This window comes from Pedococcus sp. P1_H8 (assembly GCF_056405175.1).
The window spans coordinates 188,612-207,440 of record NZ_JBFUCP010000009.1; the positions used below are offsets into that span (position 1 = coordinate 188,612).

The window sequence follows — 18,829 nt, forward strand, 5'->3', positions numbered from 1 at the left end:
TTCCATGACCTGCAAACGGCACTAGGGTCGAATCATGACGCGATACGGGCAGCAGTACGGCCCCGACTTCACCTTCCTCGGCGTGGACCGCTGCGACCTCGATGACGAGAGCACGTATGCCGATGCGGACGTCGTGATCCTCGGTGCGCCCTTCGACGGGGGCACCTCGCACCGTCCCGGGACGCGCTTCGGGCCCCAGGCGATCCGGATGACCGACTACCTGCCCCACGACGGGTCGCGCCCTTCGTTGGCGCTGCGGACCGACGGCCTCGTCGACCTCCGGGTCGTCGACGCGGGCGACGTCGAGATGTACTCCGGCGACATCGAGCGGTCGCTGCCCAAGTTGGAGGCCGCTGTCGAGCGCGTCACGCGAGCGGGCGCCATACCCGTCGTCCTCGGAGGCGACCACTCGATCGCCTTCCCGGACGCCAAGGGCGTCGCGAACGTCCTGGGCCACGGTCGCATCTCGATGATCCACTTCGACGCGCACGCCGACACCGGTGACATCGAGTTCGGTTCCCTGTGGGGGCACGGTCAGCCGATGCGCCGGCTCATCGAGTCGGGTGCGCTGCGAGGCGACCGGTTCCTGCAGGTCGGGCTGAGGGGCTACTGGCCGCCGCCCGAGACGCTCGACTGGATGGCCGGTCAGAAGATGCGGTCGTTCGAGATGACGGAGATCGTCCACCGGGGCCTCGACGAGGTGCTCTCCGAGGCGTTCACCATCGCCGCGGACGACTGCGACGGTGTCTTCCTGTCGGTGGACATCGACGTCTGCGACCCGGGCCATGCGCCGGGCACGGGCACCCCTGAGCCCGGTGGGCTCTCGGCCCGACAGCTCCTCGACGCCGTGCGGCGGATCTGCCTGGAGCTGCCGGTCGTCGGTGTCGACATCGTCGAGGTGAGCCCGCCCTACGACCACGCGGACATCACTGCCGCGCTCGCGAACCGCGTTGTCCTCGAAGCCCTTTCGGCCATCGCACGCAAACGGCAGGACGAGCGGGAGGGGACTCGCTGGGACCCGTCGCAACCGCTGCTGGCGGGGCGCAACGGAGCCATTCCCGAGGGACACATCCCTCAGCACCACCACACCCACGCAACGCACGACCACGCACCGGAGGACCACGGCTGATGGCCACCACTCAGAAGTCACTCATCGACTCGGTCCCCAAGGGACTGTTCATCGGCGGGGCGTGGCGCGACGCCACGGGTGGGGGGACCCTTGCCGTCGAGGATCCATCGAACGGTGCCACGCTCGCCCACGTCGCCGATGCGACGGTGGCCGATGGCAAGGCCGCGCTCGATGCAGCCGTTGCGGCCCAGGCGGACTGGGCCCGGACCCCGCCCCGCGACCGGGGCGAGATCCTTCGTGCCGCGTTCGAACGGATCACCGAGCGGGCCGAGGACTTGGCCACGCTGATGACCCTCGAGATGGGCAAGACGCTGGTCGAGTCGCGCGGTGAGGTGACCTACGGCGCCGAGTTCTTCCGCTGGTTCTCCGAGGAGGCCGTCCGCATCCACGGTCGTTGGTCCACGGCGCCCAACGGCGCGACCCGCCTGCTCACGATGAAGAAGCCCGTCGGTCCCACCCTGATGATCACGCCGTGGAACTTCCCGCTGGCGATGGGCACGCGCAAGATCGGTCCGGCCATCGCGGCCGGCTGCACCATGGTCGTCAAGCCGGCCAGCCAGACGCCGCTGACGATGCTCGCGCTGGCAGAGCTGTTGCGCGACTGTGGGCTGCCCGCAGGTGTCCTCAACGTCGTGACCACTTCCCACACCGGTGACGTGATGGAACCCCTCATCCGCGACTCGAGGCTGCGCAAGCTCACCTTCACGGGGTCGACCGGGATCGGTCGCCGACTGGTCGAGCAGTCGGCCGAGCAGCTGCTGAGGGTCTCTATGGAGCTCGGTGGCAACGCCCCCTTCATCGTGTTCGAGGACGCCGACCTCGACCACGCGGTGGACGGCGCGATGCTCGCCAAGATGCGCAACATCGGCGAGGCGTGCACGGCGGCCAACCGCTTCTTCGTGCACGAGAGCGTCGCTGACGAGTTCGCGAAGAAGTTCGCCGCGCGGATGGCTGGTCTGACGCTCGGCAAGGGCACCAGGAAGGGCGTCGACGTCGGTCCGCTCATCGACGCCAAGGCGCGTGACGGTGTCAGCGAGCTGGTCGAGGACGCCAGGGCCAAGGGTGGCACGGTCCTGACCGGCGGGGGGCAGGTCAAGGGCCGGGGCTACTTCTTCGAGCCGACGGTGATCAGCGGGGTGCCCATGACGGCGCGGGTCATGAGCGAGGAGATCTTCGGACCGGTGGCCCCGATCGCCACCTTCCGCACCGAGGCCGAGGCGATCGCCAAGGCCAACAGCACCGAGTTCGGCCTCGCGTCGTACGTCTACACGAACGACCTCGGCCGGGTGATCCGGGTCAGCGAGGCGCTGGAGTACGGGATGATCGGCATCAACCAAGGGATCATCTCGAACCCGGCCGCCCCCTTCGGAGGCGTCAAGGCCTCCGGCTTCGGCCGCGAGGGCGGCTTCGAGGGCATTGAGGAGTACCTCGAGACCACCTATGTCGGAATTGCCCCTTAACAGCCGAACTGGGGTCATCCGTTCGGTGCCAAAGTTGACCGAACCGGTTCCACCGGAGGCACATCGAGGGTTCAATCTGTCGCATGACCAGCGCTGAACCAGCGGGAGCGAGTGTCTTGTCCATCACGGGTGAACAGCCAGTGCAGTCGCGCAACGCAGGACGACTGCGATCGCTCGCCGATGTCCTGGTCGAGACGGACGAGAAGCTGCGGCTGGGGCAGACCGCCGGAGCGCGGGTCTGGCCGACCGGTTTCGACGCCCTCGACGTGGCCCTGACCGGTGGCTTCCGCTCGGGTGAGCTGGTCCTGCTCGGCGGGCCCCAGGGCCTGGGCAAGACGGCGATGGCACTACAGATGCTGCGCAACGCCGTCGCCGCCAACCGCAGCGCGGTGCTGTTCTCGTACGAGCACGACGCCCACAGCATCCTCGAACGACTCATCGCGATCGAGGCGGGAGCCATCGCCGGCACCGACGCCGTCGGCCTGAACAAGATCAGGGCCGGCTTCGAAGCCAGGCACAGCCGCACCAAGTCGATGCGCGAGCGCTTCGGTGAGACCGTGGGCGGCATGGAGGCCGTCGAGGCTCTCGAGAGCTATGGCCAACGACTGCACGTGCACACCTCGAGCGGGATGCACACCACGCTCGACGAGATCCGCGCCGCGGTGGCCGAGATCATCGAGATCGATGGGCGACCGCCGCTGGTCCTGGTCGACTACCTCCAGAAGGTGCCCGTGGCTGGTGCCAGTGGAGAGGAGGAGCGAGTCTCCATCGTCGTCGAACGACTGAAGGACATGGCGCTCGAGCTCGGCGTCCCGGTCCTGGCGATCGTGGCCGCCGACAAGTCCAGCCTGGTGGCCGGTCGACGGATGCGGGTCAACGACCTGCGTGGCTCGTCGGCGCTTGCCTACGAGGCCGACGTCGTGCTCATCCTCAATGACAAGTACGACATCGTCGCCAAGCACCACCTCGTCTACCACCTGGGCAACGCCGAGCGGTTCCGCCACTGGGTCGTCATGTCGATCGAGAAGAACCGCAACGGCGCCGACCACCTCGAGCTGGAGTTCCAGAAGCGGTTCGACCAGGGCCGGTTCGAGCCGGCTGGACGGGTCGTCGAGGAGCAGCTCATCGAGGAGCGCGTCTTCCAGGAGTAGGCGTGCCCTCACCCGCGAGAAGGTGACCGGTCAGGGATGATCGGGCATCGAGCGCCGAGTCGCCGGGTGCGGGGACGTCGAAGGCTGCCTTATGGTCGGGAGCATGTCGGCCGTCCAGAGCAGACCCGTGCGCCTCGCGCTGGTGCTGCTCGCGATGAGCTTGGTGCTGCTCGTCTGCTGGACCGGTGACCATGCGTCCTTCCGCGTCCTCCAGGGTGGTGTCCGGTGATCCGCATCCTGGGACCTGACGTGCGCGTCGCCGAGGTCGTGCGGGACGCCCAGCGCTACGGTGACGATGTCTGCGTCGTCCCTGCCGGCGCCACCAAGGCGGAGAGCCTCGACCTGTTCGCGGAGGTGTTGGACTTCCCGGACTGGTTCGGCCGCAACCTCGATGCCCTCGCCGACTGCCTCCACGACTTCGCCGAGCAGCCGTTGGACGGCGCGCGAGCGCGCCACCTCGTGTGGGACGGCGCCGCGAGCCTGCGCCGAGACCACCACGAGACCTTCGAGGACATCGCGGGCGTCCTCGACGAGGTGAGCCAGGACCACGCCGGTTTCGTCGTGACGATCCTCGACCGCTGACCGCTGACCGCATCCTCGACCGCTGACCGCTGACCGCATCCTCGACCGCTGACCGCGCCGCTACCGTTGGGCGCGTGAAGCCCACCTCCGCCAGGGCGGTGCACGCCGTGGTTGCAGTCGTCGCCCTGGTCGCCGTCCTGTGGCAGCTCGCGCTCATCGTCAACGGTGAGGCGGTCCTCAACGAGTCCTCCAGACCCGATCTGCCCGTTCGCCTGGCGAGGTTCGTCTCGTACTTCACCGTGCTGTCCAACCTGCTCGTCCTGGGCTGTTCGGTCGTGCTGGCCCGCGACCCGGCCCACGACGGGCTGCGCTGGCGGGTCCTGCGGCTGGCCACCGTGGTGGGCATCGCTGTGACCGGTGTCGTCCACTGGTTCTTGCTGCGCCCCCTGCTGCACCTCAGCGGCAGCAGCTTCGTGGTCGACAAGCTGCTCCACGTCGTGGTCCCCGTGCTCGCGGTGTTCGCCTGGGTCGCGGCGGGGCCGCGCGGACAGGCTGCCCGCCCCCAGGTGCTCGGGTCCCTGCTCTGGCCGCTGCTGTGGGGGGCGTTCACGCTGGTTCGTGGGTCGGTCACCGACTGGTGGCCCTACCCGTTCCTGAACGTCGACACGCTCGGCTGGGGACGGGTGCTCCTGAACCTCGCCGGTGTCGCCGTCCTGTTCGCGGCCTGCGGCGCCTTCTTCGTGGCCCTCGACAGGTGGCTGGGCCGACGGCCGACGCCCACCTCCTGAGCAGGCTGGGACAGTGGTTGTGCGGTCATGCGCGACAATGAACCAGTGACCAACCCGCGCAGCGTCGCCGTCCTCGGCTCGACCGGCTCCATCGGCACCCAGGCCCTGGACGTCATCGCGCGCAACCCGCAGCTCTTCCGTGTGGTCGCCCTCTCCGCCGGGTCCAACCTCGACCTCGTCGCCGAGCAGGCCGTCGCCTTCGACGTGGACCTCGTCGCGGTCGCCCTCGGCACCTACGAGCAGGTCGCCGAGGCGATCGGTGCGTATGCCGCGCGAGCCGGCCGCGCGGCATACCGGCCTCAGGTGGTGGTGGGGGACGATGCGGCGGTGGTGGCGGCTGGGTGTGGCGCCGATGTCGTCCTCAACGGGATCACGGGGGCCATCGGGCTGCGCCCGACGCTGGCCGCGCTGGCGCAGGGGTCGACGCTGGCGCTGGCCAACAAGGAGTCGCTCATCGTGGGCGGCCCACTGGTCAAGGCTGCCGCGAAGCCGGGCCAGCTGGTGCCCGTCGACTCCGAGCACTCGGCGATCGCCCAGTGCCTGCGCGGTGGTCGCGCCGACGAGGTGCGCCGACTGGTGGTCACGGCGAGCGGTGGACCGTTCCGTGGGCGCAGCCGCGAGTCGTTGCGCGACGTGACCCCGGCAGAGGCGCTCGCGCACCCGAACTTCTCGATGGGGCGGGTGATCACGACCAACTCGGCGACCCTGGTCAACAAGGGGCTCGAGGTGATCGAGGCGCACCTGCTCTTCGACATCCCGTTCGACCGGATCGACGTCGTCGTCCACCCGCAGCAGCTGATCCACTCGATGGTGGAGTTCGTGGACGGATCCACGATCGCGCAGGCCGGGCCGCCCCGGATGCTGGTGCCGATCGCGCTCGGGCTGTCCTGGCCGGAGCGGGTGGCGGACGTCGACGTTCCGGTGGACTGGACGCAGGCGCAGTCCTGGGACTTCGAGCCGCTCGACGACGAGGCGTTCCCGGCCGTGCGACTGGCCCGACAGGTCGGCGAGGCGGGTGGCACCAGTCCAGCGGTCTACAACGCAGCCAACGAGGTCGCCGTCGACGCCTTCCACGACGGCCACATCGGCTTCGTCGAGATCGTCGACACGGTGGCCAGGGTCGTGGAGATCCACGGGTCCGGCGGCGCGCGGGGGATCGAATCAGGGACACTGTCCGTTGAGGACGTGATGCGCGCCGACGGGTGGGCGCGCGAGGAGGCACGGAAGGTGCTGGGTTTGCAGACTGGCTCGATGACCGACGCGTCGCTGGCGGACACACAGGGGGCGTTGCGCTGATGACGGTCCTTCTGTACCTGCTCGGCGTGCTCTTCGTGGTCCTGGGGGTGGGCCTGTCGATCGGGCTGCACGAGGTCGGTCACCTCGTCCCGGCCAAGAAGTTCGGCGTCAAGGTCACCCAGTACATGGTGGGCTTCGGTCCGACCGTCTGGTCGACGAGACGGGGCGAGACCGAGTACGGCATCAAGGCCATCCCGCTCGGCGGCTACATCCGGATGATCGGCATGTTCCCGCCGCGACCCGGTGACAAGCCAGGCACGTTGCGCGTGTCGAGCACGGGGCGCTTCACCCAGCTCGCCGACGAGGCACGCCAGCTCAGCCTCGAGGAGATCAAGCCCGGCGACGAGGACCGCGTCTTCTACAAGCTGTCGGTGCCCAGGAAGGTCGTCGTCATGATGGGCGGCCCGGTGATGAACCTGGTCATCGCCGTCGTGCTGCTCACCGGCCTGGTGACCCTCTACGGCATGCAGGTGGAGAAGGACGGGGCGATCGTGGCCTCGGTCAGCGAGTGCGTCGTGCCCGCCAGCCAGGCGGCTGCCAAGACGACGTGTGCCGCCTCCGACCCCAAGACCCCCGCCTTCATCGCGGGCATCCGGCCGGGCGACCGCATCGTGTCCATCGCCGGCCAACCCATCAAGCGCACCACCGACGTCGGAAAGCAGATCAGGCCCAGGGTCGGCGAGCAGACCGAGATCGTGGTGCTGCGCGACGGCGCCCAGCAGAGCCTCCAGGTCAGCCCGATCCGCAACACCGTGCAACAGGTCGGCCCCGACGGCACCCCGCTGGTGGACGCCGACGGTCAGCCCGTGGTCCTCGAGGCCGGGTTCCTGGGGGTCTCGTCGGCCCCCGTCCGCGCCCTCGAGCGCCAGAGCGTCACGGTCGTCCCCGGCATCCTGGGCGAGCAGGTCTCGCACATCGCCGGAGTGCTCCTGCACATCCCGCAGCGGATGACCGACGTCGCACAGGCGGCCTTCGGCTCCGAGGAACGCGACCCCAACGGCCCGGTGTCCGTGGTCGGCGTGGGCCGGATGGCCGGCGAGATCTCGTCAGGCTCCGTCGAGGGACTCGACGAGAGCCTTGCGGGCAAGATCGCGATCCTCGTCAACCTGATCGCCGGGCTCAACCTGGCCCTGTTCGTCTTCAACCTGATCCCGCTGTTGCCCCTGGACGGCGGCCACGTGGCGGGAGCGCTGTGGGAGGGGCTCAAGCGCAACGCCGCACGCCTGCTGAACCGCCCCGACCCCGGCCACGTGGACGTCGCCAAGGCCTTGCCGGTCGCCTATGCGGTGTCCTCGGTGCTCATCGTGATGTCAGCCCTGCTCATCTACGCCGACTTCGTCAAGCCCGTCAAGCTCGGCTGACCCACGCCGCAGGTCGGCCGCACGCCGGCTTCGAGCCGACGTCGGCTTCCACCCCTCCCTGGGAGATACTCAACGCATGACTGTTGGACTCGGTATGCCGGCCCTGCCCCCGCCCGTGCTCGCGCCCCGCCGCAAGACGCGCAAGATCAAGGTCGGCAAGGTCGAGGTCGGCGGTGACGCCCCCATCTCGGTGCAGTCGATGTGCACGACGCCGACGACCGACATCAACAGCACGTTGCAGCAGATCGCCGAGCTCACCGCCTCGGGCTGCGACATCGTGCGCGTCGCGTGCCCGAGCCAGGACGATGCCGAGGCGCTGCCTGCGATCGCCCGCAAGTCCCAGATCCCCGTCATCGCGGACATCCACTTCCAGCCCAAGTACGTCTTCGCGGCCATCGACGCAGGCTGCGCCGCAGTGCGGGTCAACCCCGGCAACATCCGCAAGTTCGACGACCAGGTCAAGCAGATCGCTGCGGCGGCCAAGGACGCCGGCGTCTCGATCCGGATCGGCGTCAACGCTGGCTCGCTCGACCCGCGACTGCTGGAGAAGTACGGCAAGGCGACGGCCGAGGCGCTGGTCGAGTCGGCCGTCTGGGAGGCGTCCCTCTTCGAGGAGCACGACTTCCACGACTTCAAGATCTCGGTCAAGCACAACGACCCGGTCGTGATGGTCAAGGCCTACGAGATGCTGTCCGAGCGGGGCGACTGGCCGCTGCACCTCGGGGTCACCGAGGCCGGCCCGGCGTTCCAGGGCACCATCAAGTCCGCCACTGCCTTCGGTGCCCTGCTGTCCAAGGGCATCGGCGACACCATCCGCGTGTCGCTGTCGGCGCCTCCCGTCGAGGAGGTCAAGGTCGGCAACCAGATCCTGCAGTCGCTCAACCTCAAGCCGCGCAAGCTCGAGATCGTGTCCTGCCCCTCGTGCGGTCGGGCGCAGGTCGATGTCTACAAGCTGGCCGATGAGGTCACCGCCGGGCTGGAGGGCATGACGGTCCCGTTGCGGGTCGCCGTGATGGGCTGTGTCGTCAACGGCCCGGGCGAGGCCCGCGAAGCCGACCTCGGCGTCGCGTCGGGCAACGGCAAGGGCCAGATCTTCGTCAAGGGCGAGGTCGTCAAGACCGTGCCCGAGAGCCAGATCGTCGAGACCCTCATCGAGGAGGCCATGCGCATCGCCGAGGAGATGGGCGAGCCGATCGACGAGGAGAGCGCGGGAGCTCCGTCGGTCACCGTCGGCTGACCGGCTCTCGGGTCCGCCCCCACCCACGGACCCGAGAGTGACCTGTGTCGCCCGGCTCGCCGCTCAACTCACCCCTCAGCTCAGCCTTGCGGGAGCAACCGCGGGTCGACGCCCAGCGGCTGGTCGAACGTGACCTCGATGTACTCGTTCGGGTCGGGGATGGTTGCCGAACGGCCGCCCGTGTTGGGGAAGTTGTTGTCGTTCATCGCGGCGATGGTGTGGTCGTCGAGGACCGCGAGGTCCTCGATGGTCTCGAAGGCGAACGGGAAGAACGCGCCGAGCTTGCCGACGTTGGCCGGGTCCGGAACGGCCAGGAGGTTCACGAGGAGCTGCTTGTCGGCATACCCGTCGTGGTCCCGGTCCTTGAGGTCCACGGTGAAGACCGCCTTGAAGCGCGCGGTCGGTCCCGCTCCCGCATCGCGTTCGACGACGAGGAGCTCGTGGTCGTTGATCGCGATCGCGTCGCCGATCGAGTCCCCGGGGCTCTCGAGGCGGTAGCGCCAGTAGGTGCCGGTGAACTGCGCCCCGAGGTCCTGGTTGACCTTGACCTCGAAGATCCGCAGGTCGGAGGCGAGGCCGGCGGCCTTGTCCTCGGCGAGGGAACCCTCGAGCATCGGGTAGAGCCGCTGGCCGTTGGGCGAGATCGGCATGCCCTCGAATCCCCGAGAGGACGCGAGGTTGGGCGCCTCCCCGGCTGCCAGGGTCGGGTTCTGCGGTGCATTCACCCCCGGCGCCGGGACGGGCGCCTCCAGGAGGCGACCGTGGTCGTCCGCGTGGAGCAGGAACGGTCCGAACTCGTCGCCGAACCAGAACGTTCCGTCGGGCGCGACCTGCATGGACTCCGGGTCGAAGTCCCAACCCGTGAGGACGCGGTCCGGCGCGGGGCAGGTGTAGCCCGCAGGCAGCGTCGAGGCTGCGGCGCAACCGCCGTCGCGCCAGATCGTCCAGTCAACGTGGTGGTCGGGGTCGCTGAGGACGAACTGCAGGCCGAGATAGGCCGTCGCCCCGGTGGTGGTGTCGGGCCGGATGCGGTTCACGACGAGCTCGAAGTCCTGGCTGTTCCCCTTCTGGCCGTAACCGTTGTCGGTCATGACGAGATAGCTGCCGTCGGCGTTGCGGTGCATCGCCGAGAAGCCCTGCACCGGCTGCGCAGGGTACGGACGAGGCACCGCCGTCGTCCCCGTCTGGAAGTACCCCGACGGCGCAGTTCCCGGTCGATAGGTCTCCGCCAGGAGGGACGAGCGCCCGACGAGCCGGGCCTGAGCGGCCGTCGTCGCGGGGTCGGGGTCGACAGTGGCGCCATCGACACCGGGAGTGGCGCCGCTGGGCGATGAGGCGAGGGCGGTGGCACAGAGGGCGCCGGCCGCCGCAGTTCCCGTCGCACGCTTCCAGGCACGCTTCCAGGCACGGCTACGTCGGGCGGGAGAAGGGCCCGAGGGGGTTCGGTCGTTCGTGGACATGATGGTCTCCTTGGTGAGGCTGGTCGTCGCTGTCGCACGTGCGGTGGCTCGTGGATCCGCAGCAAGCTGCGGCAAACTCGACGATCCCGGTGCAGACGCCCGGACGTCGTCCGCCGGGGAGTCCGAGTGCGTCGCCCTCCCGGCCACAGCTGTGGACCGCAGGACGACGGGAGGGCGGCGTTCTGCGGCGCGGCGCCCCAGCGGGCCCTAGGCTGGATGCGTGCTGCGCACTCGAAACCCGGTCCACGCGCTGTCGCCCTCGGACCGCGACGCCGCCCTCGAGGTGTGTGCGCGGAACCTGCCGGCGAACGTCTTCGTGGCCGCCCGCCTCCTCGAGGGAGTGCTGAGCAGCCAGCCCGGAACCGTTCTCGGCCACAAGGTCGGTGGCAGCCTCGAGGCGCTGTGCTGGTCCAGCGCCAACCTCGTCCCGGTCGAGGCCGACGAGCAGACCCTGAGCTTCTTCGCCGACCGGGTCCGCCGCTGGCGCCGCCACTGTGCCTCGATCCTCGGGCCTGCGGACCAGGTCGCCGAGCTCTGGCGGCACCTCGCACCCGCATGGGGACCGGCTCGTGCCGTGCGGGCGACTCAACCGTTGATGAGCACCATGGACCGGCCCTCCGCCCTGGGTGTCGAGCTCGACGCGCGGGTGCGTCCAGCCCGCGAGCACGAGGTGGACCTCGTGATGCCGGCGGCAGCGCACATGTTCGAGGGAGAGATCGGCTACCCGCCCTACACGGGTTCGGGCGCGGCATACCGGTCGGCGTTGTTGGCTCTCATCGATCGTGGCCACACGTTCATCGCGGTCGAGGACGGGGCGGTGATCTTCAAGGCTGACGTCGGTTCCGTCGCGCTCGGCTGCGCCCAGCTCCAGGGGGTCTGGCTCGCACCGCACCTGCGGGGGCAGGGGCTCTCCGTGCCCCTCATGGCGTCCGTGGTCGAACAGGTGATGGAGACCCGCGCGCGCTGGGTCACGTTGTATGTCAACGACTTCAACGAGAGCGCCAGGGCCACGTATGCGCGGGTCGGCTTCGAGGACGTCGGCACCTTCTCGACCGTGCTGCTCTGATGACCGGCGTTCGCTCCTGATGAGCCGTGCCTGATGGACCCCGCGCTGCAGTCGGAACCGCGCCCGGAGACCCCGGCCGCCGGCAACGCGCTGCTGTGGATGACCGGATCGCTCGCGGTCTTCGGCGCCTTCCTCGTCGCCGTGCCGGGGCGGGAGGCTGCGGGCCGTACGTGGCTGTGGGTCGGCCTCGTCCTGCTCGTCGTGGGTGGTGCCACCTTCGCGCTCGCCCTGCGGGCCCGGTTGGCCTACCTGCGCGAGCACGGCAGCGACTGAAGCCCGGCCTGCATACCACGCCATACTGACAATCGGGCTCTTGCTATCGGTGAGCCAATTCTGTTGTCCGGCAACGGAATTCGTCGCCGATGGAGGTTGCGCTAGGGAGCCCCTTTGGCTAGAGTGGACATATGTTCGAACTGGCCGATCTCCAGCTCACGCTCCAGTCGGAGCTGGGTCGGGTGCGCGCCATCGGGGCTGAGGCATCGGCCGCGGAGTGGGTGGAGCTGGCGGGTTCGTGCCAACAGCTGCTCAACGTCCTTGCGGCGATGCAGACGGTCGCCCTCGCGCACGTGGCCGCGACCGAGGACGTCGTGTGTGAGGACGGCACGATCGAGGAGGAGTTCCGGGGGCTCGGACACCAGCGGTTGGACGCCCCGGCCCTCGTGCAGGACCGGTTGGGACTCACGGCCTCCGGAGCGACTGACCGGGTCGCGACCGCGGTGGACCTCGTCACCCGTCATCCCGCCCTGGTCGAGGCGATGGCGGCAGGCCGGCTCGACGCCTACCGCGCCGGGATCGTTGCCGAGGAACTGGCCGACGCGACGCCGGAAGTCTGCTCCGAGGTGGCTGTGCGGATCGGCGAGCGGCTCGGCGCCGAGGCGGGCGGTGCGTTGCGCCGCCGCACACGCCGCGTGCTGGCGTCGGTGGACGCAGACCTCGTCCGGCGCAAGGCCGAGCGTGCGCGGGCCGAGCGGTCGCTGCGGCGCAGTGCCTTCGCTCCCGGAGTGGACGAGTGGTGTGCCAAGGTGCCCGTCGAGGAGTCCCGGACCGCGTGGTCCGTGGTCGACGGGTTGGCCCGGAGCTATGTCACGGACGGCAAGTGCACCGGCATCGAGCAGGCCCGGGCAGACGCTCTGATGGATCTCATTCACGCACGGGCCACCGGTGCGGTCACGGTTCACCTGACCGTCCCGGCCAGCGAGGTCGCACGCGAGGCCGCGGCAGTCGAGGCGGCTCGAGACGAGGGCGCAACGAGCGACACGGATGCTGGTCCACGCGCCGCCGAACTCGTGCCCGTGACGGGCTTCGGCATGCCGGGAGTGACCCACGTGCGCGCCTGCTGGGTTGCGTCCGTGGCGCAGCGGCCGAAGAGGCGAGGCGCCGCCAGCGGGCCGATGGGGGCTGGCGACGCGGACAGGCTGGCAGCTCCGGAGTCCACGGCGTCGGTCGATGTGGTGGCGTGCGACGACAGGTCGGGGGCGCTGGCGTCCCTGCCGATGAGCGCGCAGCGTCCATCCCGCAGACGTCGAGGCCCACGGGTACGGGCGACCAGTCCGGTGCCGACACGGGCGAATCAGGTCGCTATCGACCGCCGCCATGGATGATCGAGTTCGTCAAGGCCAGAGACGGGCAGTGCCGCTTCCCGGGGTGTGCGATCAGTGCGAGGTTCTGCGACGTCGACCACGTGGTCCCATGGCCAGTGGGCGCGACCGATCCGACCAACCTGGTCTGCCTCTGTCGACGCCATCACCGCATCAAGCAAGGGCCCCGTTGGCGATCGCGTCTCGACGCGGACGGCACACTGGTCTGGACCGACCCCACTGGCCGCCAGAGCACGACCATGCCCCTCGACCTGCTCCTGGGTGGATCTGAGACTGCCTCAGCAGCCCCCGCAGTGAGTGGTGACGCCTCTTCCAGAGTGCCCGTGAACGTGGGCGGGGACGCCGGATTGCCGTCGGTGCTGGTCGAAGCCTTGGAGCACCTGACCGAGAGCCACCTCGTCGAACTCGCCTGCCATCCCAGCAACCTCACCGCCCGCAACCGCCGCGCCCTGCGGACCGGGCAGCGGGTCGACTTCAGCCGCGTCGAACGGTTCGAGACGAGAGGGTGCTCGAGGGTGGAGATCGTCCGGGTGTGCGATCGGCTCGACGTGGATGAACTCCTCTTCCACGGCCATCGCTCGACCTCGCGCCGGATTCGGGGCCCGTCCTCGGATGACCCACCTCCGTTCTAGGCGACGAGGTCGGTCGGGAGCTGTGCCTGACAGGATGGCGGCATGCCCCGCTCCGTCGCGCCTCTGACCAAGGACATCGTCGGCCTCGCCGGCCTGTTCATCACCTCGGGGACGACCCACCTCGTCAAGCCCGAGGTCTTCGAGCCCCTCGTGCCGAACTCCCTGCCGCGCCGACGCGAGCTGATCTACCTTTCGGGTGTGGCCGAGCTCGTCTGCGCGGCCGGGCTGCTCCACCCCCGCACCCGCCGGTATGCCGGGTGGGCCAGTGCTGGGCTGCTCCTCGCCATCCTGCCGGGCAACGTCCAGATGAGTGCCAACTACGGCAAGCGCGCACAGCGCGTGGGGACCCCGGCTGCGCAGGCCGCCTTCGCGGGCACCGTCGCGCGGCTGCCACTGCAGCTCCCGCTGATCCGCACCGCCCTCAAGGCCGCGGGCCGCTGACCCACGCGGGCGGTTCTCGTCGCCCCATGGCGTGGTCTGCGTCGCCCTATGCCGTGGTCTGCTCTGCCGGCTGCCTTGCGTTGTTCTCGGCGCGATCCCGCGCCGCCTTCGCCTTGGCAGTCCTCAGAGCCTCTTGCTCTCGACGATCCATCGATCGCCTTCGTGTAAACGGCCACACGCGGCCATCACCCCCACCCGCTTGGGAACCCCCGACCCGACACACAGACTGGCGCAAAACGGACAGGCTCACAAGCCTCTCGGACACATATCTGCAGGTCACGCACCATCGCCTCGATTCCGGACAGGGGTTGTCCGCGGCTCCCGTCCCCACGACGGAGGCAAGGAGGGAAACCGTGGTGAGCAGGCGGCATACCCACCGATATCCTCTGGGGGTTGTCCGCCAACCGAGGAGTGCCACGTGGCCCTGCGCATGTCGTCCCTGTTCCTGCGAACCCTTCGCGAGGATCCGGCCGATGCCGAGGTGCCGAGCCACCGGTTGCTCGTCCGGGCCGGCTACATCCGGCGGGTCAGCCCCGGCATCTACACCTGGCTGCCCCTGGGTCTGCGGGTGCTGCGCAAGGTCGAGACCATCGTCCGCGAGGAGATGGACGAGATCGGCGCCCAGGAGCTGCTCTTCCCGGCGCTGCTGCCCAAGGAGCCGTTCGAGGCGAGCGGTCGCTGGACCGAGTACGGCCCCAACATCTTCCGCCTGCAGGACCGCAAGGGCGCCGACTACCTGCTCGGGCCGACCCACGAGGAGATGTTCACCCTCACGGTCAAGGACCTGTACTCGTCCTACAAGGACCTGCCCCTGGCGATCTACCAGATCCAGACCAAGTACCGCGACGAGGCCCGTCCCCGGGCAGGGGTCCTGCGTGGCCGCGAGTTCGTCATGAAGGACTCCTACTCCTTCGACATCGACGTCGCCGGTCTCGACAAGGCCTACCAGCTGCACCGCGACGCCTACATCCGCATCTTCGACCGGCTCGGCTTCCACTACGTCATCGTCCAGGCGATGGCCGGTGCCATGGGCGGCAGCAAGTCCGAGGAGTTCCTCGCCACCGCCGAGAACGGCGAGGACACCTACGTCCGCTGCCCGAACTGTGGGTACGCCGCGAACGTCGAGGCAGTGCGCGTCCCCGCCCCCGACCCCGTGTCGTATGCCGAGGTGCCGGCCGCGCACGCCGAGGCCACTCCCGACACCCCCACCATCGAGACGCTGGTGGCGCACCTCAACGCGCACTTCCCCCGCGAGGACCGGCCCTGGGCCGCGGGCGACACCCTCAAGAACGTCATCGTCACCCTCGTCCACCCCGACGGCACGCGTGAGCCGCTGGCCATCGGTGTGCCCGGCGACCGCGAGATCGACGAGAAGCGGCTGGGCGCCCAGGTCGACCCGGCCGAGGTGGAAGCCTTTGACGAGAAGGACTTTGCCGCCAACCCCGCGCTCGTCAAGGGCTACATCGGGCCCGGTGCGCTCGGTTCCGAGTCGGCGTCGAAGATCCGGTACCTGCTGGACCCGCGGGTCGCCGAGGGCACTCGCTGGGTCACCGGCGCCGACGAGGCCGGCAAGCACGTCATCGACCTGGTGGCCGGCCGAGACTTCACCGGGGACGGCACGATCGAGGCTGCGGACGTGCGGCCCGGCGACGCCTGCCCGAGCTGTGGCCACGGACTGGAGTCCGCCCGCGGCATCGAGATGGGACACATCTTCCAGCTCGGCACCAAGTACGCCGAGGCGCTCGACCTCAAGGTGCTCGACCAGAACGGCAAGCTGCAGACCGTGGTCATGGGGTCCTACGGCGTGGGCGTCTCGCGTGCCGTCGCCTGCGTCGCCGAGGGCAACCACGACGAGCTCGGCCTGCGCTGGCCCCGCGAGATCAGCCCCGTCGACGTGCACGTCGTCGCCACCGGCAAGGACGTCACCCGCGACCCCGAGGTCTTCGCGAAGTCCGAGGAGATCACCCGGGCGCTGGAGGCCCAGGGCCTGTCGGTGCTCTACGACGACCGCCAGAAGGTCAGCCCCGGCGTGAAGTTCAAGGACTCCGAGCTGATCGGTGTCCCGACGATCGTCGTGGTCGGCAAATCGCTCGAGAACGGCATCGTCGAGATCAAGGACCGCGCCACCGGCGAACGTCGGGAGGTCTCGGCCGACGACGTCGTCGCCGAGGTCATCCGCGAGATCCGCGGCACCCCGGTCAGCGGCACCCAGGTCAGCGGCGCCGAGTCCTGATGGGCGGCTCGGCTCCGCTCGAAGCGCTGATCTTCGACTGGGGAGGGACGCTCACGCCCTGGCACGACGTCGACCTGCCCCAGCAGTGGCGCGTCTTCGCCCGCGAGGTGCACGGCCTGCCGGTCGAGGACCCGCGGATGCCCGTCGAGGAGCTCGCCGAGGCGGACTCGCTGGCCATGCGGATCCACGAGGCCGAGGAGAAGGCCTGGTCGCGAGGTCGTCAGACCCACGAGAGCGCCTCCATCGAGGCGATCCTCGCGGAGGCGGGAGTCGACGCGGACCACGACCGGCACCTCCTGGCGCTCGCGGCATACCGGAGGTTCTGGGAGCCGCACACCCACACCGACCCCCAGGTGCGTCCGCTCTGGGAGGGGCTGCACGACCGCGGCCTCAAGGTGGGCGTGCTGTCCAACACCATCTGGAGCCGCGCCTACCACCGCGAGGTCTTCCAGCGCGACGGTGTCCTCGACCTGCTCGACGGCGACGTCTACTCGTCGGAGATCCACGTCGTGAAGCCGCACCCCGAGGCGTTCCTCGCGGCGTGCGCGGCAGTGGACGTCGCGCCGGAGGCGGCTGCCTACGTCGGCGACCGGCTCTTCGAGGACGTCCACGGGCCGCAGCAGGTCGGGATGCGCGCGATCTGGATCCCGCACAGCGACATCCCGGTCAACCAGCAGGTCGCGGTGGACGTGACCCCGGACGCCCAGGCCCACGAGCTGCTCGACATCCTCGCGATCGTCGACGGCTGGCTGGGGCAGTAGGTGCCGGACGCCGACCTGACGACGGTCCTGCTCATGGCCCTGGCGGGGTTCGGTGCAGGATGGATCGACGCGGTCGTGGGCGGTGGCGGGCTCGTGCAGCTGCCCGCCCTGCTGCTCGGCTTCCCCGGAGCGTCTCCCGCCCAGCTGCTCGCCACCAACAAGATCGCCTCGATCTTCGGCACGACGACGAGCTCGATCACCTACTGGCGCAGGGTGCGTCCCGACCTGCGCACCGCGCTGCCGATGGCGGCCGTCGCCTACCTCGGCGCGGTCGGGGGTGCGCTGCTCGGGCTGCACATCCCCAAGAGCGCCTTCAACCCGATCATCCTCGGGATGCTGGTGGTCGTCGGCGCCTACACCGTCGCCAAGCCCTCCCTGGGGGTCGAGACGGCGCTGCGCTTCGCCGGTCATCGGCACACCGTGATCGCGATGATCACGGGCTTCGTCATCGGGGTCTACGACGGGGCCCTCGGCCCGGGCACCGGCTCGTTCCTCGTCTTCGCGCTCGTCGGGCTGATGGGTTACGCCTTCCTCGAAGCGAGCGCCAAGGCCAAGATCGCGAACTTCGCCACCAACCTCGGGGCGCTGACCGTGTTCGTCCCTGGTGGTCACGTCATGTGGAAGATCGGGGCGGTGATGGCCGTGGCCAACATCGCGGGAGGCTACGTCGGGGCGCGCACCGCGGTCGCTCGGGGCAGTAGGTTCGTGCGCGTGGTCTTCGTGGTGGTGCTCGTCGCCTTCATCGTCAGGATCGGCGGCTCGGTGCTCGGCTGGTGGAGCTGACGACGTGGGCGCAACCCGAGATCCGAACGGCCCGGAGGTCACGGACGGGCCGGCCCTGACCGCGCTGCCCGAGCTGCTGGACCGGTGCGCCGGCCTCGTGTCCGAGGCCGCCGGCGGACGCCGACGGGTTCTGGGCATCGCCGGGCCCCCCGGTGCGGGCAAGACGACGCTGGTCGTCGCGCTGCTGCGTGCCGCGGCGGCCGACTCGCGACTGGCCGGCCGCGTCGCGCACGTGCCGATGGACGGCTTCCACCTCCCCGGTGCCGAGCTCGGTCGACTGGGTCGGCTTGGCCGCAAGGGAGCGCCCGACACCTTCGACGTCGAGGCGTATGCCGCGCTGCTCGCCGCCGTCCGCGGCTCGCCGCGCGTAGTGGTCTGGGCTCCGGCCTTCGACCACGCGATGGGGGAGCCCGAAGCCGGGGCCATCGAGGTGGGTACCGGCGCGGGCCTGGTCGTCACCGAGGGCAACTACCTGCTGCTCGACGACCTGGCGTGGCGCCCGGTGCGTGCACAGCTCGACGAGGCGTGGTTCTGCGCGCTGGCGGACGACGCCCGCCGCCAGCGCCTCATCGACCGCCACGTGGGGACCGGCCGGCCCCTCGAGGACGCGACGGCCTGGGTCGACCGGTCCGACGAGGCCAACGCCCGGCTCGTCGCCGGTGGCCGCGACAGCGCGGATCTGGTGCTGGTCGACGGCCGCATCGTCGGTGGCAACGCGACTCCCTGACGCGCGGGTCTTTGAAGGATCTGCCGCGCCCTGACGTGTGTGCTGTCTACCTAGATGTGGGACACGGATGTCCGGGTAGATGTGGGACATTTTAGGCGGCTTCTCGCAGGCGGCCTTGGTATCGCTTGGTGGGGTCGAGTCGGTGGTGGCCGAGCAGGGTTCCGTCTGGAGCGTAGATGTTTAC

At 69.7% G+C, this 18,829-nt stretch carries 19 protein-coding genes; 18 read left to right on the forward strand and 1 reads right to left on the reverse strand.

Features of this window, described 5'->3' with window-relative positions; all coding sequences use genetic code 11:
* The first annotated feature begins 34 nt into the window (after positions 1–34).
* The 9 genes from speB (at position 35) to ispG (ending at position 8,944) form a co-directional block, all read left to right on the forward strand.
* Positions 35–1,129: an agmatinase gene (speB, locus tag AC1DYG_RS14990; RefSeq protein WP_477640656.1), complete on the forward strand. Its 1,095-nt coding sequence runs from the start codon at positions 35–37 to the stop codon at positions 1,127–1,129.
* The gene (locus tag AC1DYG_RS14995) at positions 1,129–2,589 is read left to right on the forward strand and encodes an NAD-dependent succinate-semialdehyde dehydrogenase (protein WP_477640657.1); all 1,461 of its coding nucleotides are present in this window, start codon (positions 1,129–1,131) and stop codon (positions 2,587–2,589) included. Before speB ends, AC1DYG_RS14995 begins: the two co-directional genes overlap by 1 nt.
* A gap of 83 nt (positions 2,590–2,672) precedes the next feature.
* Positions 2,673–3,740, forward strand: coding sequence for a DnaB-like helicase C-terminal domain-containing protein (locus tag AC1DYG_RS15000; protein WP_477640658.1), 1,068 nt, complete (start codon positions 2,673–2,675; stop codon positions 3,738–3,740).
* 103 nt (positions 3,741–3,843) lie between these two features.
* Entirely contained in the window at positions 3,844–3,969 is a 126-nt protein-coding gene (locus tag AC1DYG_RS15005; RefSeq protein WP_477640659.1) for a hypothetical protein, read from the forward strand.
* Positions 3,966–4,322, forward strand: a complete 357-nt coding sequence (locus tag AC1DYG_RS15010) for a barstar family protein (RefSeq protein ID WP_477640660.1) — start codon at positions 3,966–3,968, stop codon at positions 4,320–4,322. Before AC1DYG_RS15005 ends, AC1DYG_RS15010 begins: the two co-directional genes overlap by 4 nt.
* Positions 4,323–4,396: 74 nt before the next feature.
* Entirely contained in the window at positions 4,397–5,050 is a 654-nt protein-coding gene (locus AC1DYG_RS15015; protein WP_477640661.1) for a Pr6Pr family membrane protein, read from the forward strand.
* A 27-nt stretch (positions 5,051–5,077) separates the two neighbouring features.
* The gene (dxr, locus tag AC1DYG_RS15020; protein ID WP_477640662.1) at positions 5,078–6,346 is read left to right on the forward strand and encodes a 1-deoxy-D-xylulose-5-phosphate reductoisomerase; all 1,269 of its coding nucleotides are present in this window, start codon (positions 5,078–5,080) and stop codon (positions 6,344–6,346) included.
* Positions 6,346–7,707, forward strand: coding sequence for a M50 family metallopeptidase (locus AC1DYG_RS15025; protein WP_477640663.1), 1,362 nt, complete (start codon positions 6,346–6,348; stop codon positions 7,705–7,707). Before dxr ends, AC1DYG_RS15025 begins: the two co-directional genes overlap by 1 nt.
* A 76-nt stretch (positions 7,708–7,783) precedes the next feature.
* Entirely contained in the window at positions 7,784–8,944 is a 1,161-nt protein-coding gene (gene ispG / locus AC1DYG_RS15030; protein WP_477640664.1) for a flavodoxin-dependent (E)-4-hydroxy-3-methylbut-2-enyl-diphosphate synthase, read from the forward strand.
* 80 nt (positions 8,945–9,024) lie between these two features.
* On the opposite strand, the gene AC1DYG_RS15035 is transcribed toward ispG, so the two are convergent.
* The gene (locus AC1DYG_RS15035; RefSeq protein WP_477640665.1) at positions 9,025–10,404 is read right to left on the reverse strand and encodes an esterase-like activity of phytase family protein; all 1,380 of its coding nucleotides are present in this window, start codon (positions 10,402–10,404) and stop codon (positions 9,025–9,027) included.
* Between the two features lie 220 nt (positions 10,405–10,624).
* Here AC1DYG_RS15035 and AC1DYG_RS15040 point away from each other — a divergent pair, with 220 nt between their 5' ends.
* The 9 genes from AC1DYG_RS15040 (at position 10,625) to AC1DYG_RS15080 (ending at position 18,645) form a co-directional block, all read left to right on the forward strand.
* On the forward strand, positions 10,625–11,470 hold the full coding sequence (locus AC1DYG_RS15040) for a GNAT family N-acetyltransferase (protein WP_477640666.1): 846 nt from the start codon (positions 10,625–10,627) through the stop codon (positions 11,468–11,470).
* 33 nt (positions 11,471–11,503) lie between these two features.
* Complete coding sequence (locus AC1DYG_RS15045) at positions 11,504–11,743, forward strand: hypothetical protein (protein WP_477640667.1); 240 nt, start codon at positions 11,504–11,506, stop codon at positions 11,741–11,743.
* Positions 11,744–11,874: 131 nt separating this feature from the next.
* Positions 11,875–13,071 carry a DUF222 domain-containing protein gene (locus tag AC1DYG_RS15050; protein ID WP_477640668.1) on the forward strand — a complete coding sequence of 399 codons (1,197 nt, stop codon included), beginning with the start codon at positions 11,875–11,877 and terminating at the stop codon, positions 13,069–13,071.
* 326 nt (positions 13,072–13,397) lie between these two features.
* Positions 13,398–13,700 (forward strand): S1 domain-containing protein, encoded by a 303-nt coding sequence (locus tag AC1DYG_RS15055; protein ID WP_477640669.1) that lies wholly within the window; start codon positions 13,398–13,400, stop codon positions 13,698–13,700.
* Positions 13,701–13,742: 42 nt separating this feature from the next.
* Positions 13,743–14,141, forward strand: coding sequence for a DoxX family protein (locus tag AC1DYG_RS15060; protein WP_477640670.1), 399 nt, complete (start codon positions 13,743–13,745; stop codon positions 14,139–14,141).
* Positions 14,142–14,559: 418 nt separating this feature from the next.
* Positions 14,560–16,374: a proline--tRNA ligase gene (locus AC1DYG_RS15065; protein ID WP_477640671.1), complete on the forward strand. Its 1,815-nt coding sequence runs from the start codon at positions 14,560–14,562 to the stop codon at positions 16,372–16,374.
* Positions 16,374–17,135, forward strand: a complete 762-nt coding sequence (locus AC1DYG_RS15070) for an HAD family hydrolase (RefSeq protein WP_477640672.1) — start codon at positions 16,374–16,376, stop codon at positions 17,133–17,135. The genes AC1DYG_RS15065 and AC1DYG_RS15070 overlap by 1 nt, the downstream gene beginning before the upstream one ends.
* A complete protein-coding gene (locus AC1DYG_RS15075; protein WP_477640673.1) occupies positions 17,136–17,918 on the forward strand; it encodes a TSUP family transporter in 783 nt (260 codons plus the stop codon). It begins immediately after the preceding gene.
* A gap of 4 nt (positions 17,919–17,922) precedes the next feature.
* Entirely contained in the window at positions 17,923–18,645 is a 723-nt protein-coding gene (locus AC1DYG_RS15080) for a nucleoside/nucleotide kinase family protein (protein WP_477640674.1), read from the forward strand.
* Positions 18,646–18,829 lie beyond the last annotated feature (184 nt).

Coding starts and splice junctions, on each gene's coding strand:
- AC1DYG_RS15060 (WP_477640670.1), top strand. CDS start 13,743: ATGCCCCGCTCCGTCGCGCCTCTGACCAAGGACATCGTCGGCCTCGCC.
- AC1DYG_RS15005 (WP_477640659.1), top strand. CDS start 3,844: ATGTCGGCCGTCCAGAGCAGACCCGTGCGCCTCGCGCTGGTGCTGCTC.
- dxr (WP_477640662.1), top strand. CDS start 5,078: ATGCGCGACAATGAACCAGTGACCAACCCGCGCAGCGTCGCCGTCCTC.
- ispG (WP_477640664.1), top strand. CDS start 7,784: ATGACTGTTGGACTCGGTATGCCGGCCCTGCCCCCGCCCGTGCTCGCG.
- AC1DYG_RS14995 (WP_477640657.1), top strand. CDS start 1,129: ATGGCCACCACTCAGAAGTCACTCATCGACTCGGTCCCCAAGGGACTG.
- AC1DYG_RS15070 (WP_477640672.1), top strand. CDS start 16,374: ATGGGCGGCTCGGCTCCGCTCGAAGCGCTGATCTTCGACTGGGGAGGG.
- AC1DYG_RS15000 (WP_477640658.1), top strand. CDS start 2,673: ATGACCAGCGCTGAACCAGCGGGAGCGAGTGTCTTGTCCATCACGGGT.
- AC1DYG_RS15025 (WP_477640663.1), top strand. CDS start 6,346: ATGACGGTCCTTCTGTACCTGCTCGGCGTGCTCTTCGTGGTCCTGGGG.
- AC1DYG_RS15050 (WP_477640668.1), top strand. CDS start 11,875: ATGTTCGAACTGGCCGATCTCCAGCTCACGCTCCAGTCGGAGCTGGGT.
- speB (WP_477640656.1), top strand. CDS start 35: ATGACGCGATACGGGCAGCAGTACGGCCCCGACTTCACCTTCCTCGGC.
- AC1DYG_RS15045 (WP_477640667.1), top strand. CDS start 11,504: ATGGACCCCGCGCTGCAGTCGGAACCGCGCCCGGAGACCCCGGCCGCC.
- AC1DYG_RS15035 (WP_477640665.1), bottom strand. CDS start 10,404: ATGTCCACGAACGACCGAACCCCCTCGGGCCCTTCTCCCGCCCGACGT.